Source organism: Hufsiella arboris, from assembly GCF_009834875.1.
GTDB lineage: Bacteria > Bacteroidota > Bacteroidia > Sphingobacteriales > Sphingobacteriaceae > Hufsiella_A > Hufsiella_A arboris.
This window is the reverse complement of sequence record NZ_WVHT01000001.1, coordinates 608392-626491: the sequence shown is the minus strand read 5'-3', so window position 1 is coordinate 626491 and position 18100 is coordinate 608392. Positions and strand designations below refer to the sequence as shown.

Here is an 18100-nt window from a genome sequence, read left to right as displayed (position 1 = left end):
ACTATAAACCTACATTTAAACCGAAGGCCCAGGTTCTGGGAACATCGATATCAAAATCCGTTAATCCGCTAGCTCCGCCTGCCTCCGGATCGTAAGGAAGGTTTTTATCACGTGTAAATGTCACAAGATTCGTTCCTCTTACAAAAATCCGCAAATTGTTTAGTTTGGCTTTTTGAACCAGGGCTTTTGGGAAATCATATCCCAACGTTACATCACGCAAACGAATGTAATCGCCACGCGTAAGTATTCTGTCGGAAACCTGGTAGGAGTTAGTGCCATCATAGTCAATGCGCGGAACAGGAGCTAAGTCACCTGGTTTTTGCCAGCGGTTTAACTCAGTCGCACGTTGATTATAACTGCCATTATAGTAACCGCCGCTATTTAAATACTGGTAATAGGGATCATAAAGCCAGCTGCCATAGCTGTAGTAAAACATAGCATCTAAGGAAATTCCTTTGTAGCTTACATTGGTACCAAAACTTCCAAAGCCTGCGGGCGACGCTTTTTTGCCGGTGAGAGCCCGCTGCGCTGCGTTATAATTGTTGGTTGTCGCGCTGCGGGTTCCATCCGTATACCATAACGGATCGCCATTTGCCGGATCAACACCAGCCCATAACCTCAGGTAGTATGACTGGTAGTCTTCACCAACCTGGCGGATAAATGGCGTTGAGATTTGTTTATCATTTACCAGCGATGTGACCTCATTCTTGTTATAGCTGTAATTTATGTAAAGTTCCAGTTTAAGGTCCTTTGTTTGAACCGGCACACCTGTCAGGCTAACTTCGATTCCCTGATTTTTCATGGCTCCGATATTATCAAGATAACTTGTGAAGCCTGTCGTAGCAGAAATTGGCGTGTAAGATAGCAGGTTGGTAGACTTCCGGGTGTACCAATCAACAGTTGTCGTAATTCGGCTTTTCAAAAATGCAGCGTCGATTGCAACGTCGAAAGCTTTATTCTTTTCCCAGGTGAGGTTTTCATTTCCAATCTGGGCCGGACCGCTTCCTACATTCCCATTATAAACAAAGTTGATGGTCGAACCTGCGTTAGGAGCACCTGTAGGAATTAAATATCTTGTATAACCATACAGCGGCTGCCAGCTGTAATTTCCGATACCAGCGTTTCCATTTATACCATACGATCCGCGTAGCTTAAGTTGGGTTATCCAGTCAACATCTTTTAAAAAGCTTTCCTGCTCTGCATTCCAGCTTGCACCAACCGACCAGAAATTTCCATAACGATTATTTGATCCAAACCGTGATGATCCGTCACGCCGGAAACTTCCGGATACTACGTAGCGGTCCTTATAGGATACATTGGCCAATGACAATAAGGATGAAAAGCTGTAACCTTCGTGGCCGCCCGACGAAATCAATGGCGTTGCACCAATGCCCGGATCGGTATAATTACCATTTAAGGGTGTTTTCGAGGCTTGTGCAGTAGATGTATATAATTTAGACTTTTGCGCTTCGTAACCAACTTTCACATTTGCACTCAATTCTTTATCAGCTGTTATATTGAAATTATAGTCAAGGAGGTTAGTCCAGACCCAGTTAAAATAGCGCGAGTAATCGCGTTGAGTTAAACCTTGGTAAGTATAACCATCGCCATATAAAGGCGAGTTATAACCATCTTCTTCAAGGGCGTTATAGTCTATCCCGTATTTGGTTGAAAATTTCAGATTAGGCAAAAATTTGTATTCGCCGTAAATACTGCCGAGGCTTTTCAGCGTACTGTTGTGGTTCTTGTCCAGCTCAAGAATTGCGGCCGGATTGAAAAGACCTGCACCGTTGGCCAGATTACCGCTTGTGTTCGGTTCGCCATTGGCATCATACGCTTCGAGGTTGGGCATTAAAAATAAATTACTTAATACCGGGTTGGCGAAGTTTCCAGAGTTAAGCGGACCGACCTGCGTTGATGATGAAGCTAGCAGATTGGCCTGGAACATCAACTTCGAATTATACTGGTGCTTGAGATTAACATTTCCGCTAAACCTATCATACTTACTTGTCCTGATGGTTCCTTCCTGTTTAAAATAGCCGCCGGAAAGGTGGAACTGAGTTTTTTCATTTCCGCCATCGGCAGAGAGATTATACTGCTGGTAAGTACCGGTTTGTTTTACAACATCGTACCAGGTTGTATTGACGTTCGGATCATATCCGAAATAATCAATTACAAAGTCGCGGATGTTGTCAGGGGTCAGGTCATACTCTTGAACATAAAACGGATTGTTTAAAAATCCTTCTTCGGATAAAGTGATATTTTCTTCCGTTGTAATCGGGCGGGTATTTTCGTTGAAGTAAGCCCTGTTTGAAAATCCCCCCTCGGCATCTGCTCTAATTTTAGTTTTGCCGGCTTTTCCACTTTTTGTTGTAACCAATATAACGCCATTGGCGGCGCGAGATCCGTAAACCGATGCGGCAGATGCATCTTTAAGTACAGAAATGCTTTCTATGTCATTGGGATTGATGCCGGACAAAGCATTTGCAGTGGTTGTGTTCCGCGACAAATCTCCGGAATTTACCGGTATTCCATCTATCACATAAAGAGGCGATGAACTTGCTGAAAAAGATCCGTTTCCACGGATCCTCACATCCTGGGAAGCTCCGGGCTGCCCCGATGCGCCGATCGATTGCAAACCTGGCACGCGTCCCTGAAGCGCTTGATCAAACGATGCCTGCGGCCTGTTCTCAATTGCAGATGACGAAACCTGGGCAACTGCACCGGTTTGCTTTACTTTACTCTGTGTACCGTATGCTACTACTACCACTTCGCCAAGCTGCCGGGCATTCGTAGTGAGAGAAACATTTAGTGTTGATGCATTTGCCTGGAGTTCCTGGGTATCGTAACCGATATAACTAAAAACCAGCGTTGCACCTTGATCAACCGAAATCCTGTAATTACCGGAAGCATCAGATTGCGTTCCAAGGGATGTTCCCTTCACCTTGATGCTTACTCCCGGTAAGGTTGTTCCATCTGATCGGTCCGTAACAGTGCCTGTTACGGTTTGTGACTGTCCATATCCCTTCAAAAAGAATAGAAGCAGAAATAAACTGGGTAAGAGTTTTTTCATAATTAAAAGATTAAGTGTATTGATGTAGTCAGGCGGGCGCCTTTTCAAAATTAATGATTTTTTTAGGCAAAAAATGTTTTTAGTAAAAAAGGGAGTGCTGAAAAACACTCCCTTTTTGGTAACAAGTTTATTATTAATATTTATCCCAGAAAATTTTGCTTTCAACAACATCGCCACCCATTGCTGAAGCCGCCTGGTTGTAATTACCGGTATTTACATTTTGCTCGGTTACCGGGTAGGTAAACCGTTGCGGATAATCACTTTGGGCATCCTCCGGAGCTTCAAGCTTTGGATAATCCAATCTCCTCACTTCTGTCCAGGCATCAAAACCCTGGTTATAAAGCGCGAGCCATTTTTGAATTCCAATTTTTTCTTTCCAGTCGCCCGCTGCTGTTGCATAATTAACCTCTGGCATTGCGAGGTAAGCCGCTGCGGTAGCTGTTGATCCTGTCCACCACTCTATAGACGCCGTTATGGCGGCATCATAGTGAGATTGGGCGGTTCCTGCTCCGATATTGAAACCTCTTTCAACCGCTTCAGCTCTTAAAAATTCAATTTGAGAGTAATCCAATATCACACTCGGGAAGTCAGGGTTGGTGATCTTTCCAACAGATCCGGCAACCAGGAGTGGGCCCGCAGGTTTTGAATAAGTTGCATAATTATTACTTGCGCCATATTCGCCCCCGGTATAAACGCCTGTCGCATCAAAGGTGAAATAATATGGCCTGCGCGGATCATCAAGCCCGTTCATTACATCAACAACGGTATTGGCTGCGACAAAGTCTTTACGGCCGCTCTGCACCAGGTCAGTCCAAACCGGATTTGTATTTGGCGGTGCCTGCGTATAATTTACTTTCGCATTATCAGCATTTGATGTAAATGCTCCTGGTGCCGCCTGCTCAATGGCAGTTCTGGCCGTTTGCGGATCATCATCAGCAATCGTCATAGCCAATTTTAATTTAATGCTGTTGGCGAATTTTAACCAGGCGGCCATATCGCCTCCATAAATTAAATCACTGCTTCCGTAACCTTCATCAACCGGGCTGATCGCAGCTATATCAGCATTCAGCCTTTTAAGTAAATCTTCATAAATAGCTTTTCCATCGTCGTACTTAGGAAAAACATTGGCAATGTTCAACGATTCTGAGTAAGGGACATTCCCGAAGGTGTTTACCAATACTGAATAGGTATAAACCTGCATGATATCGATTGCTGCAAGCTGATTGGCCTGAACAGCAGCACTCTGACCTTCGGATGGAACGAGTGTTTTGGCCTGATTGAGGTCTTCCAGCACATCCCGGTATAAACGATTCCACCAGTTATCGGGAATCGCCCGTGTATTCAGGTCGTAGTTGCTTTCGTCTGTATAAGTTGTTTCGGTCCATTGCTGGGCAAGCAATCTGAAAATGCCAATATTGACATTAGAACTCGCTAAAGCGTCGGAAAAATTTCGCTGCCCACTTGCAAATAGTGAAGCTGACGGAACTACCGCCGGCCTTTTTTGATCAACATTTAAACTGGTTAAATCTTTCTTACAAGAAGTTCCCAGGGCGATCAGTGTTATGATGATTAAAATCTTTTTCATTGGAATAATTTTTCGTTAATAGCACTTACCTGTTATCTGCACCACCTTAAAATCTAAATCTGGCATTGAAACCATACGTCCTGGTTGTCGGGTAACTTCCCACCTGATAACCCTGAGCGTTACCTGAGCTAACCCCGTCTTCCGGATCAGCATAAGGAAGATTCTTATGAATGATCCATAGATTCCTTCCGATCAGTGATAAGTCGACTCCTTTAACAGGTCCTAACTTGGCTATTACTTTTGCAGGTAATGAATAGGTTAAGGCAACCTCTCTGAGTTTCACGAAACTCGCATCATAAATAAACGCTGCCGCCGGATTCCTCACATAACCGTAGAGGCCATAATTTGTAGCGCTCACACGTTTTGCATTAGTTGATCCATCGGCAAGCACCCCTGGAAGAACCACGCCGCCTCCATCGGCAAGTGTATTTCTTTGAGGGTTACCTAAATCGTTTAATCCAGCAGTCGATGGATACAATCCTGTCGCAAGCCCATAGTATTGGTCGAGCGAGAAAATGTCACCGCCATGCCTTACATCTATCAAGAAGCTCAGATTGAAATCCCTGTATTTAAATGCGTTGTTTACGCCACCAATCCAATCCGGATTTACATTCCCAATTACCTCGTTAGACGTCGCAGACTGCTGATAATAACCATTTGCACCAATAATCTTTCGCCCCTGGTTATCATATACAAAATTTGATCCTCTGATGGTGCCGTATGGCTGCCCGAGCGTGGCATTAACTGTTACACCCCCCTGGTACGATTGAAGAACCAGGTTATCTGCTCCTTCAAAAAGTTCGGTGACTTCACTTACATTGCGTGAGAAATTCAGATTGATGTTCCAGGAAAAATCCTTCACCTTAACCGGAGTTCCGTAAAGCGATAGTTCAAAACCTTTATTTTTTACTTCGCCGGAGTTAATGTATTTAAAGCTATAACCGGTTGAACGCGAAACAGGCGCTGCAACGATTTGGTCTACAGACCGTGCATTATAGTAAGTTGCATCGAAACCTAACCTGTCTTGTAAAAAACCCATTTCTAAACCGATTTCATAGGTTTTAGTTTTTTCAGGCTTCAGCTCAGGATTGTTTTTTGTGCCTGCAACTGAAAAAATTGGCGTAGAACCAAACAGGGGGTTAGGATCAAGATTCGTGTTAATGTTATCGTAAGTGTCAGCAGTTGTCAAAGCCGGTGCGCTGTTACCAACTTCAGCATAGTTTAGCCGGAATTTACCGTTTGTAAGCCATTTCGAATCAGGTATTAACTTCGAAAACAAGAAACTGACGGCTGCTGAAGGATAATAATAAGTATTGTTATCCTTTGGCAAAGTAGATGACTGATCGCGTCTTCCGGTCAGATCGAGCGTTACGAAATCTTTATAAGTGAAAGTGGCACCGGCAAAAATACCATCAACCTCAATCTCAGTCAGTCTCTCAACTGGATAAACAGAGCTTACCGAATTTCCGAGCGAATAAATTCCGGGTACAATTAATCCACCTACAGTGGCAGCGCGGGTCGAATTAAACCTTGTCCGACGGATATTCGAACCTAGCAGACCCTTAAAGTTTATATTATCGCTAATATTAGCGTTAAAATTAAGTAGTAAATCAAAGTTGATTTCCCGGAAACCATTATCGAAACGCGCGTACTGAGGCACATTCACGTCGCCAACGGCAATCCGTTCCTGCTGATTTTCCTGGTAAGTATCCAGTGCAACCCGGCCTAAAGCTGTTAGCCATTTTGTTGCCACCCAGTTTACATTGAAATTGCCGATATAACGATTACGTTCATCGTCTTCGTAGCTTTGATACCTTACAAAATAAGGATTATCCCAGTAAATAGTACTCAGATCCGAAGGGTCGGTACGGTTCCAGGTGTTATTCTGCAGCGTCCGGAAATAAGCGTCCTTTTGCTCTTTTATATCAACATTTGTCTGCCACCATTCACGGGCATTTGTTGCGAAGTTATTTACATCATAGCCTGTTCCATATCGTCCCAAACCTTTTATGCGGCTATAGTTTATCGCAGCATTGGCTGTTAACTTACTGGTGATATTGAATGAAGCAGCCAGGTTCGCCAAATCCTTGTTTATCTTACTGTTTGGCAAGATCCCCTTGTCGCCCGAGCGGGTATAACCAAATTTAAAAGTTGCTTTATCACCGCCGCCACTTAACAGGATGTTTTCATTGTAGGAAACGGGATCTTCAAAATAGGAAGTCGGGTCATTCTTGGCTGCCACCCAAGGTGTCGCTTTTCCATAATTAGCAGATGTAGGATCAAAGGCATCCCACTGATACACCATTTGATTTGGATTAAATTTTCCTCCGTACGATGCATCCTCGCTCAATGGTGTAACCAAGTCTTCAGCTCCATCACCATTTATGTCCCTATAAAGGAAATATCCATCGGGAGATTCGTAATAAGCGCCATAACCGCCGCCATATTCCTTTTGGTATTTAGGAAATGTGCTTTTATCGATATTGCCAATGGTAAGGCCGGAGTTGATAGTGATTCCCAGGCTTTTTGTGCCTTTTTTAGTAGTTATCACGATTACGCCGTTGGCGGCCCGTGATCCATATAAAGCGGAAGCCGCCGCACCTTTTAAGACACTTATAGAAGCGATGTCATCAGGGTTAACATCGGCGGCTGCATTACCATAGTCATATCCGGCAGCACCACGCATTTGATCCACTGTATTCGTATTGTTGTTATCAATCGGAACCCCGTCGATTACAAACAAGGCCTGGTTCGACTGAGTGAAAGATTTGTTACCGCGTAATACCACATTTGTCGATCCGCCAAGCGTATTGTTTTGCCGGATTTCTAATCCTGACACCTTACCTGACAATCCGTTAACAAAATTGGAATTCCTGGTTTTGCTCACCTCTGTTCCCGAAACTTGTTGCTGTGCATAAGGAAGCTGGTTCTTATTCCGCTCAATACCCAGGGCGGTTACCACAACTTCGCCCAGTTGTTTTGAATCGGTTACCAGGCTCACGTTCATCGAATTGCTGCTCGTAACAGCAATCTCCTTTGTCACATAACCAATATAGGTAAACTGCAATGTGCTGCCGCTCGGAACAGCAATGGTAAACCGGCCATCGGCATTGGTCACCGTACCCGAGGTAGTGCCTTTAATTTTAATACTAACGCCGGGCAGTGGGGAAGCATCAGCCTGGTCGGTAACGGTTCCCGTAATAGTTCTGTCTTGTGCCATTAACCGAAAGGAAAAGACAAGCAAGACGAAGAAACTTGATAAAAGTTTTTTCATAACGATAATTTGAATGATTAAAAAGGTAAATGTGTGATTGGGCAGGTAATACCAAATTTAACATTTTTTAACGCAAATACATTTTTTTTGAGTTTTTTTTTATTTATAACCACCTGACGTTCAAATAATACCAATGTTGCACGGAAGATAAATTCTGAGTAAAATAAAATTTAACAAAATCAGTAACATGTATTGCATAGTACGGTCTAAAGCATATATCTTTGTTATATGATCGTAGAAAATACTCAAATCCAAATGCGGAAAGGTATTCTGGAATACTGCATCCTTTCTATTATATCAAAAGGTGAAATTTATGCATCAGATATAATAGCTGAACTCAAGAAAGCGAAACTGCTCGTGGTGGAAGGGACATTGTACCCATTGCTTACCCGCCTGAAAAATAACGGGCTGCTGTCTTACCAATGGGTGGAATCAAATTCGGGGCCGCCAAGAAAATATTATCTGCTCACTCCCTCCGGCCGCGAAGTGCTTTTACAGCTTGATACAACCTGGCAGGAACTAGCGTATGCTGTTAACATTTCTATCCAAAACAATCAACCTAAATAACTCAGAATCATGAATAAGACTATCATAATCAACATCAACGGCATTGTGTTTCATATTGAAGAAGATGCCTACGAAACCCTGCGACAATATATGATCAATGTCAAAAAGCATTTCGCTTACAGCCGCGACTGCGATGAGATTGTAACAGACATAGAAAACAGGATTGCGGAAATGTTTACTGAGCGACTGGCTGAGGAAAAGAAACAGGTAATTGTAGCTGCCGATGTAAACTTTGTTATTGAGCAGATGGGGCAGGTTAACGAGTTTGAAGAGGGCCATGCGGACGATGCCGAGCAAGCTGAATACGGAACTTCAAAGAAACTCTACCGGGATTTAGATGATCGTATAGTTGGCGGCGTTTGCTCGGGCATAGCCCATTATTTTAATATTGAGCCCAAATGGGTTAGAATAATTGCCGTACTTATCATTTTTCTTGGAGGTTCTGGTTTATTGATTTACGCTCTTTTATGGATCATTATCCCCAAAGCGAGAACAAGAAGTGAAAAAATGGCTATGAAAGGTGAGCCGGTAAATCTTTACAATCTGAAAAAGAACTTCGATGAAGAAGTTGATGCGCTCCGCACAAACCTGAACCGTGCACACCGGGAAGCATCACCCGCATTAAGGCGAGCCGGAGGATTTTTTGAGGAAGTTTTTCGAAGCATCGGCCGACTGATAAGTGGCGCCGGAAAAATAGTGATTAAACTTATTGGGATTTTTATCATCATTTTCGGAACAGCAGCATTTATTGCGTTCTTATGTGCAACAGTTGGGCTGGTCGGTTTTTGGGACGCTACGCAGATGTCATTTTTCCCTTTCAATGTTATCAATCCGGAATATGAGACGCCAATATATTTCAGCGCGTTTGTTCTCATTGCAATTCCCCTCATTGCGCTCACATTGTTTGCATTGCGAATTGTACTTAACCGCCAGATTGTAACCAGAACCGGCTCCTTTACTTTATTGATTATCTGGCTAACCGGTTTGATTGTAGCAATTTATTATGGCACACGCCTTGGATCTGAATTTAACCAGGAAGCTACATTTTCACAGGTTACTAACGTTAAACCAAGTAAGGTGTATTACATAAAACTGAACAATGAAAAGTATTTCACACACGATGATAGCGTTCAGCTTGATTTAAACAGCCTGAACCGTAGGAAAATCATTGTCAACGAAGATTTCGATCAATTTGATTCGCCGAGAAAATTACACTTCGTTATCGACAAAAGTGAAACAGAGTTTCCAACCATTACCCAGCTTTTCACTGCTCGTGGAAAAGATTATAAGGCCGCGCTGGCAAATGCCCAGGACATTGATTACCGTTATACGCAAAAAGATTCCGTTATTGAGTTATCAAGTGAGGTCTATTTAAAAGGTAAGTCGCTTTACCGCGGGCAGGAAGTGAGAGTGACGTTAAAACTGCCTGTAAATAGTCGCGTGATAGTAGACGGCCGGCTTAACAGCTTCCTTGAGAATCATAACCTCTGGGATTGCAAACCGGAAAACTCTTCGTACGATGAACCATCCGAATGGATCATGAGCAATGATGGCTTAAAGTGCAAGGACGACTCACTTTACAGAAAACGACATCCGGAGGAATAAAATTTAGCCCTTCTATTCGCATATTAACAAGGGTTCTCCAAGGGTTCTTCTTTGGTTATCCTACGTTTTTTATGCCTTTTTTACGAACAAGGTACGAAGATGAACGCACTGAGGTTCCTTCCAATATTCTATAATAACAATTAATCCAATCGCCTGATCAAGCCGGTGAAATTTTTACCGGTAAAATCAGGCGATTCACGGAAAATTCCCTGCCGCTGGTCCGGTTTTGTATTGCTGACTCTTTGCATGCATCATACTTTTGGTTAAACAATGAATCAAATAAATTTTAATACATGTAACCATTCGTATTCTTTCAGCGTCATAATGACGAAAACACAAAGCTTCGATACCGGGCTTTAAACAACAGACTTTAATAAAATCATTAAAAAAAAGCACAAGCAGCTTTTTACAGGAATGCTACGTGCTTTTCAAACGGGAAAAACCACAACTATGAAACAAACCCTAACATACCTCATCGCACTTGTTTGCTCGGCTACCATGTCTATTGCTCAAAACAAACTGGATGGCAGCAAAATAACCGGGAAAGTTGTTGACTCACAGCAAAAAACGCTTGATTTCGCAACCGTGAGTTTACTAAGAGCGAAAGACTCATCACTCGTCAAAACCGCATTAACCAATGAAAACGGAATTTACGAATTCACTAACCAAATAGCCGGAAATTATCTTGTTTCTTCAACCGTTGTAGGAATGAAAAAATCCTATAGCAATGTTTTTACATTGGATGAAAGTCACCAGCAAATTACTCTTCCCGCACTAACGTTAGCGTCCGAAAGCAAGAATTTGAAAGAAGTAAGTGTGACGGCAAAAAAGCCCTTTGTTGAACGGAAGCCAGATCGGATGGTAGTAAATGTAGAGGGAAGTACTGTAGCCAGCGGAAACAATGCGCTAGAAGTTCTTCAAAAATCGCCAGGAGTTACAGTAGATAATGATGACAATATCGCCTTACAGGGAAAAAAGGGTGTACTGGTAATGATTGACGGCAAACAAACGTACATGAGCAATGCCGACCTGGCAAATATGCTTCGGAATATGCAAAGTTCACAAATCGAATCCATTGAACTGATAACCAATCCTTCATCGAAATACGACGCGTCAGGAACCGCAGGCATCATTAATATCAAACTTAAAAAAGACAAAAAAATCGGCACAAACGGCACATTGACCGCTGGCGTTGGGTACGGTAAAAATCACCGGGCCAATACCGGGCTTTCTCTAAATCATCGCAATAAAAAATTCAATGCCTTTGGCGACTATAACTACAGCAATAACAGACGGGAAAACAACTTACAGATAGACCGTATTACACCTTCAAATAACCAGCCACTATATTTTGGCCAGGACGGAACGTTTGACAACCATAACCAGGGCAATAATTTCAAGGTAGGAGCCGACTATTTCATTAATAAGAATAATACACTGGGAGTATTGGTTAATGGTTACATAAACAACAGTACCGAACTATACAACAACCGCACGTTCATCGGCAATTCCTTTGCCAAGGCCGATTCGTCTATCATCGCGTTAAATGACGGCGACCATCATTACAATAACATGTCGTATAACATGAATTACAAGTCTGTTTTGGATACTGCCGGACAGGAGCTGACTGTCGATCTGGATTATTCACATTATAAAGGAAATGATGTGATGACATACGACAATAATTATTTCAATTATGCAACCGGTGCTTCGCCTGTTAATTCGTTAACGCAAAACGGCACCCCGTCCGCAATTGACATAAAAGCTTATAAAATTGATTATACGCTCCCGTTTAATAAAACACTGAAAATGGAAGCGGGAGTAAAAAGCAGCTGGGTTAAAACCGATAATAACTTTATTTCCCAAATTTGGGAAGACTCGCAGTGGGAGAATGGCCGGAACAGCAATCACTTCGTTTACGACGAAAATGTCAACGCCGGCTATTTAAATCTAAGCAAGCAGTTTAAGAAAACGAGTGTTCAGTTGGGTCTGCGCGCCGAACAAACTAATTCAAAAGGCAATTCAATTACCGAGTCGAAAGTTGTAAACCGTCATTATCTTGATCTCTTTCCAACGCTTTTTGTTAACCAGTCGCTCGGCAAAAACCATGACCTGGCATTCTCTTACAGCCGGAGGATCGACCGCCCTAGCTACGACGCGTTAAATCCGTTTGTTTTTTATCTCGATCAGTATACCTATAACCAAGGCAACCCTTATCTGAATCCCCAGTACACTAATTCATTCGAGCTAAATTACACGTTTAAGAAAACTTATACTGTCGGCTTTAATTACAGCATTATTCATGACGTAATTACCGAAGTACTTTTGCCTGACTATGAGAAAAAAGCGCTTTATCAAACCAATGCGAACTTAGATAAGCAAATCAACTACAATGTAAATCTGAATGCGCCGATTAATTTCGCCAGCTGGTGGAAGTCGACCAACAATGTAACGGTGTTTTATATGGGCTTCAGAGCAGCCGATCTAAATGGTGAAGTACTCGACAACGGTAAAGTAGCGGTGCAACTTTATAGCAATCAGAATTTTTCTATTACCAAAACATTCTCGGGTGAGCTTTCCGGAAATTACCAGTCGCCCTTATATTACGGCACACTCAAAATTCAAACTCAATACAGTATTGATGCGGGAGTTAATAAATCCTTCATGAATAAAAAACTGAATTTAAAATTTGCAGTAAGTGATATTTTCAACACCCGGAACAGCAGGATATCAAGTGCTTACAACGGACTCAATTATAGCCTTTATCAAAAGAACGAAACCCGGGTTGCACGCCTTACGCTGACTTACCGCTTTGGAAGTAATGACATTAAACCCGAGCGCAAACGCTCTACCGGCTTAGAAGCGGAGCAAAACCGGATGAAAAATTAAAAATAATCCAGCTGTATTAATCTTTCTTAAATAGAAAATAAATTTTTTACTAACTTTCAGGCTTTGATACGTCAAAGCCTGTGGTTAAATATCTGGTTACCTTTATATTTCTATCTTATTTTTTATCAAATCAGACGTTTGCGCAAAAAAACTCTGTTAATGGTAAAGTGATAGATACTTTTGGCAACGAAATCGAGGGGGCGACTATTTATCTACTACAATTACCCGATTCTGTTACGGTAAAACTTGGCGTTACTAATGAAAAAGGGAATTTTATTTTTTCCAATCTGAAAGTAAACGTCAAATATATCTTATCTGTCAGGTCTCTTGGCTTCGAAAAGACGACCAAGGGGCCTTTTTCTTTTTCTTCTGCCACTACGAGCGTTCAAACAGGAAACATCTTTCTGTTACCTTCTTTACAACAACTCAGAGAGGTGCAAGTTGAAGAGCGCCATATGCCTATAGAGAGCAAGCCCGGCAAAATAGTCCTCAACGTCGCCTCTTCACCACTGTTCAGTGGAAGCAATGCTTACGAAATACTACAAAAGGCGCCTGCAACCCATGTTACAGAAAACGGCATCAGCCTAAATGGCAAGTCGGTGCATGTAAACATAGATGGGAAATCAACTTATACTTCTGTGAGCGATCTCATCAATTTTCTTCAGGGTTTACCAGCGTCATCTGTTGATGCCATTGACCTTGTTTCAAATCCATCGTCAAATTTTGATGCCTTGGGAGCGGGTGGAATAATTAATATTCACTTGAAAAAAGATCAAAATGTAGGAACTAATTTTTCAGTGACGGCTGTTGGTGGCTTTAGCAATATAAACAGTTCATTCGATCCGAATTACCGTGACGGCGCAGGTTTTAGTATAAATAATCGCACAAAAAAATTAAACGTCTTTGCCAGTTACAATTATAATTACTCCGGACAGTATCGAACCGGTGGTGTCGACCGTAAATCGATTTATAATAACTCTTTAACAGCAATTGACCTGGCTGTTATAAACAATGTTGACAGGACAGGCAATACTTACCGCGTTGGAGTTGATTATTATATGAATTCGAAAAGCACCCTTGGATTCAATATGGGCGGCTTTTATAATATATTCAACTTCGATAAAAGCAACCGCTCCGGCTTCCGTTCTTCAACGGAAATTGATTCTGTCATAATCGGCAGTGGAATGCAAAAGCGTAAATTGGGAAACATCAATTTCGACGCCAATTATCACGCGGTATTTGACGAGATTAAAGGCGATCTGACAATCAGCGCTGATTATCTTAAATACAAAAAAACATCGAATGAAAATATTATCAACCAGTTTATCAATGGCGATGGCATTTCCTATCGAAATAATATCGACCTGATAAACTCCGCACCGGTTAATTATAACATCAAAGCGGCAGCGGTAGATTATATTCAGCCCTTAGGTAAAAAAACGAAAATAAGCGGAGGACTAAAAACCAGCCTGTTAAACAACCGCAGTAGCATGGCATTGATAAGCGTTAAGAGTAGTTCTTTCGTTCCAAACCCTGATTTCACAAGTAGTTTTCGTTACCGCGAAGATATTTATGCCGGATATGCTATGTTAAGCCATTCGCTGAAAATGCTCGACCTACAATTCGGCGTGAGAGTTGAAAAAACGATCAGCGCTGGTTTTTACGATAACAAGGACCAGGTAATAGACCGTAATTACACTGATTTTTTTCCATCTCTGACCGCAACGTACGCTTCCGGTGAAAAAGCCAATTTAACGTTTTCTTATAACCGCCGCATAAGCAGACCGGACTATGAGGACTTGGGGGTTTTTATCGCATACATTGACCAATACACATACCGTGCTGGAAATCCTTATCTCAATCCTGAATATACCAGCAATTTCGACCTATCCCATTTTTGGCCCAATAAAATATCAGCCTCTCTGAAATACTCGCAAGGAAACGATGTTTTGCTTAATGTTTTAAAGCAAGACGATCAATCAAAAACACTTACCCAGATCAGATCCAATATTGATAAAAGGTATGTGTACGGACTAAATGTAAATATGCCTTTACAGTTAGAACAGTGGTGGGATTTAACGTTAAACTTCGACGGCTTATACATGAAGTATATCGATCATTCAACTGTAGATAATTACAGTAATGCCAGTCCGGATGTTACGGTAACAGCATTGCAAAACTTCAGGCTGAAAAACAATTATTCAATTGATTTATTCGGAAGCTACGAAACGGCCAGTGTATCCGGAATTTTTTCGTTCAAGCCGATTTATTACCTGGATATCGCGTTTGCAAAATCATTTATGAATAAAAATGCGAGTTTGAAGTTAAAAGTAGATGATATTTTTAATACCCGGAAGTACAAGTACGCATCTGACTATGAAAACCTTGCACTGTCACAGTTTGAAAAATACGATTCCCGAATAGCAACGCTATCATTCAGCATGCTTATCGGTAAAAGCACCATCAAATCTGTAAAAAAGCCGGCATCAGGCATTGATGCCGACCAGCAAAAAAGATTAGGGCAACAATAATTATTGTCCAACCATAAATACGGCGTTGCTGAACAGAAGCTTGCCATTTTCCCAGAAAGACCTGAACAGCAAATCATCTGCCAGGTAAATCATGTTTCCACGGCCAATGTCTTCAGCTCCGAACAGCATCCCGTCGGTGAGTTTTTTTATCACGTTAGTTCCAACAAAACCGCTTACGAGTTCATTCCTTTTCAACACACCGACGTTCCATCCATTATCCAGGAATTTATAAATATGACTGTCGAGCTTTAACGTGTAATAGTATTTAGGGAAGCCAAAAGCCAGCGGATGCGTATTGTCCAGCTCAACCTTGTAGATCGCTCCGGGTATGCCGGAGCGGACATCGTCACGTTCCCGGTTTTGATAAGGTTTAAGGCTTGCATACAGTTCCTTTGTTTTAGTGTCCTTTTCTTCTGGCTGATCCTTTTCCTTCAATGTCAGTCCTTTCTTGCCGGCCAGCGAGGCAACAGCGTCGCCCATCGCGATCAATCTTCCGCCGCTACGCACCCATTGCATAACACGGTCGGACGCGACTTCATCGTAAGAACCGTCAGGAAAAATGAGCACGTTAATAGAACCCAGATCAGCACGTTCCAGATCGCTGTACTTAATAACGGTTGACGAGAACTTTAGCTGCTGATCAAAAAACTGCCAAACCTCTCCAAAAGCCAGGGAAGAAGTTTCTTCGCCGCTGATTATGGCAACTCTTGGCTTTTTAATGAAGCGGATGTTAGGCGATCCCAGGTCGGACCCTTTATCTACAAAACCTGAAGATATTGCCTGTATTGTCACTCCGGAAGCTTTAGCAATGTCCGCGATCGTACTGCCAAATGTATTACCCAAACTCTCATTACTTGTTTTCGCGATAAGCAGGGAGCCGGCGTTGAACGATTTGCCGCCTTGCTGAAAAGGGATTTCACTATATCGAACCTTAATATTCCTGTTAAGCAATGCTACCAGGAATTTTACATCGGCAAGTGAATTCCAATTCGCAACATATGCAACGGGATCAGACACGTTATTTGTCACGATTTCATACTCCACGGTTTTTGCTAAAGGCTGCAGATTGCTTGTAGTAGCAAATGCCTTTAAACCGTAAGCATATGGCAAAGACCATGCGGTGATATCATAGGTAATAGAATCCGACACAAATGTGCGTGGTTCAAATAAAACGTTAACAAGGACTGCTTTAGGCTGGTAAGCGTTGACGACTAAGTCGTTCTTATCGATTGAAAAATTCTCATCTTTTCCGCTAAGATAATTGAACCCATGAGCACTTTTAGAACTCCCATAACCATATTCAATCCGGTTTCTGTCAAGAAGCTCTGTAAGCGCTTTAACTTTTTCAGGGTTATCATTTTTGATAATAAAGGTTTTATACTTTCCCGGAGGAGAATTTTTGCTGTTTATAAAGTATGTCTTGAATTCGCTGATTAATTTTTCGGCGTTTTTCGAGGCAACCTCAACGGTAGACAAGCCGGTTGTATAATGATGCTGAATACGATCCTTCAAAGTTAAGGTATCGCCGGTGCGAGTAACTACTGCGAGGCCGGCGCTAATTCCGCCTTGCTCATATGTCATACCTATCGAGCCGTTGTAAATAGGATAGGTGTCTCCGTACGAAGGATATAATAAATCAAATCGCTCGCGCGTAAAATACATCCAACCGTTCTGATCGAAATACTTCGCGTTATTCTTTCCCACAACAACCTGGAATTCCCGTTGCCATTTGGTGATATTTTGGTGAAACGGCTCTGCCGCCGGAGCAAAATAATATGGCTGATCATATCCCTGCTCGTGAAAATCCACATGAATTTCGGGAAGCCACTGATTAAATAAAGCGACGCGCTGTTTACTTTCAACCTGAGTTTGCCACGCCCAGTCGCGATTTAAATCAAAGTAATAATGATTGGCTCTTCCACCCGGCCATGGTTCCCGATGTTCGCGTGAAAAAGGAGTAGCGTCCGGCTGTGAGCCACGGACAGAGTTATAAAAATTTGCGTAACGGTCGCGGCCATCAGGATTTAAACAAGGGTCGATAACCACCAAGGTATTTTTTAACCACTCTTTAGTCTGTTGATTAGCCGGATCAAGTAACGCGAAAGCTGTTTTCATTGATGCTTCCGACGAAGTAGGCTCGTTACCATGAACATTATAACTTAGCCAGGTGATAACAGGCTGTGCAGCAGCGGCACCACTTTCGATGCCTGTTAATTTTAAATTATTGTGCCGGATTTCTTCCAGCCTGTTTATATTTTCATCAGAACCAATAAAAGCAACCATCAATGGTCTGCCTTCGTTTGTTTTGCCGTACTCCTGAACCTTAATATTTTTCGATACCGAAGCGAGATATTTAAAGTATTCAACAATCTTGTAATGCGGTGTAAACTGATCGCCAAGTTTATAACCTAAAAAATCGTCGGGAGATTTGACAGATTGTGCAAAGGAGGAGGCCGAAATCAAAAAGACGGTGCAAAAAAATAGAATTTTCTTCATGTATTGTGCTTTTGAACAGTTAAATATCCACGGAACTGCTAAATAAATTACCAATTTTCTAATCTACGGTTTGAAACGCA

At 42.1% G+C, this 18100-nt stretch carries 8 protein-coding genes; 4 read left to right on the top strand and 4 right to left on the bottom strand.

The genetic code is table 11. The annotated features are described in order from the left end of the window. Window position 1 precedes the first annotated feature (1 nt). The 3 genes from GS399_RS02750 to GS399_RS02740 all read right to left on the bottom strand — a co-directional run bounded on the left by GS399_RS02750 (window position 2) and on the right by GS399_RS02740 (window position 7932). Window positions 2-3073, bottom strand: a complete 3072-nt coding sequence (locus GS399_RS02750) for a SusC/RagA family TonB-linked outer membrane protein (protein WP_160843039.1) — start codon at window positions 3071-3073, stop codon at window positions 2-4. 133 nt (window positions 3074-3206) lie between these two features. After that, window positions 3207-4658, bottom strand: a complete 1452-nt coding sequence (locus GS399_RS02745) for a SusD/RagB family nutrient-binding outer membrane lipoprotein (protein ID WP_160843038.1) — start codon at window positions 4656-4658, stop codon at window positions 3207-3209. A gap of 46 nt (window positions 4659-4704) precedes the next feature. Beyond that, window positions 4705-7932, bottom strand: a complete 3228-nt coding sequence (locus tag GS399_RS02740) for a SusC/RagA family TonB-linked outer membrane protein (RefSeq protein ID WP_160843037.1) — start codon at window positions 7930-7932, stop codon at window positions 4705-4707. 228 nt (window positions 7933-8160) lie between these two features. On the opposite strand from GS399_RS02740, the gene GS399_RS02735 reads away from it, so the two are divergent. The 4 genes from GS399_RS02735 to GS399_RS02720 all read left to right on the top strand — a co-directional run bounded on the left by GS399_RS02735 (window position 8161) and on the right by GS399_RS02720 (window position 15524). After that, window positions 8161-8499 carry a PadR family transcriptional regulator gene (locus tag GS399_RS02735; RefSeq protein WP_160843036.1) on the top strand — a complete coding sequence of 113 codons (339 nt, stop codon included), beginning with the start codon at window positions 8161-8163 and terminating at the stop codon, window positions 8497-8499. A 9-nt stretch (window positions 8500-8508) separates the two neighbouring features. Next, the gene (locus GS399_RS02730) at window positions 8509-10104 is read left to right on the top strand and encodes a PspC domain-containing protein (RefSeq protein WP_160843035.1); all 1596 of its coding nucleotides are present in this window, start codon (window positions 8509-8511) and stop codon (window positions 10102-10104) included. Between the two features lie 450 nt (window positions 10105-10554). Beyond that, the gene (locus GS399_RS02725; protein ID WP_160843034.1) at window positions 10555-12993 is read left to right on the top strand and encodes a TonB-dependent receptor; all 2439 of its coding nucleotides are present in this window, start codon (window positions 10555-10557) and stop codon (window positions 12991-12993) included. Between the two features lie 80 nt (window positions 12994-13073). Continuing rightward, window positions 13074-15524, top strand: a complete 2451-nt coding sequence (locus GS399_RS02720; RefSeq protein WP_369410093.1) for an outer membrane beta-barrel protein — start codon at window positions 13074-13076, stop codon at window positions 15522-15524. Here the strand turns inward: GS399_RS02720 and GS399_RS02715 are convergent, their stop codons facing one another. After that, on the bottom strand, window positions 15525-18020 hold the full coding sequence (locus GS399_RS02715) for a M14 family metallopeptidase (RefSeq protein WP_160843032.1): 2496 nt from the start codon (window positions 18018-18020) through the stop codon (window positions 15525-15527). Window positions 18021-18100 lie beyond the last annotated feature (80 nt).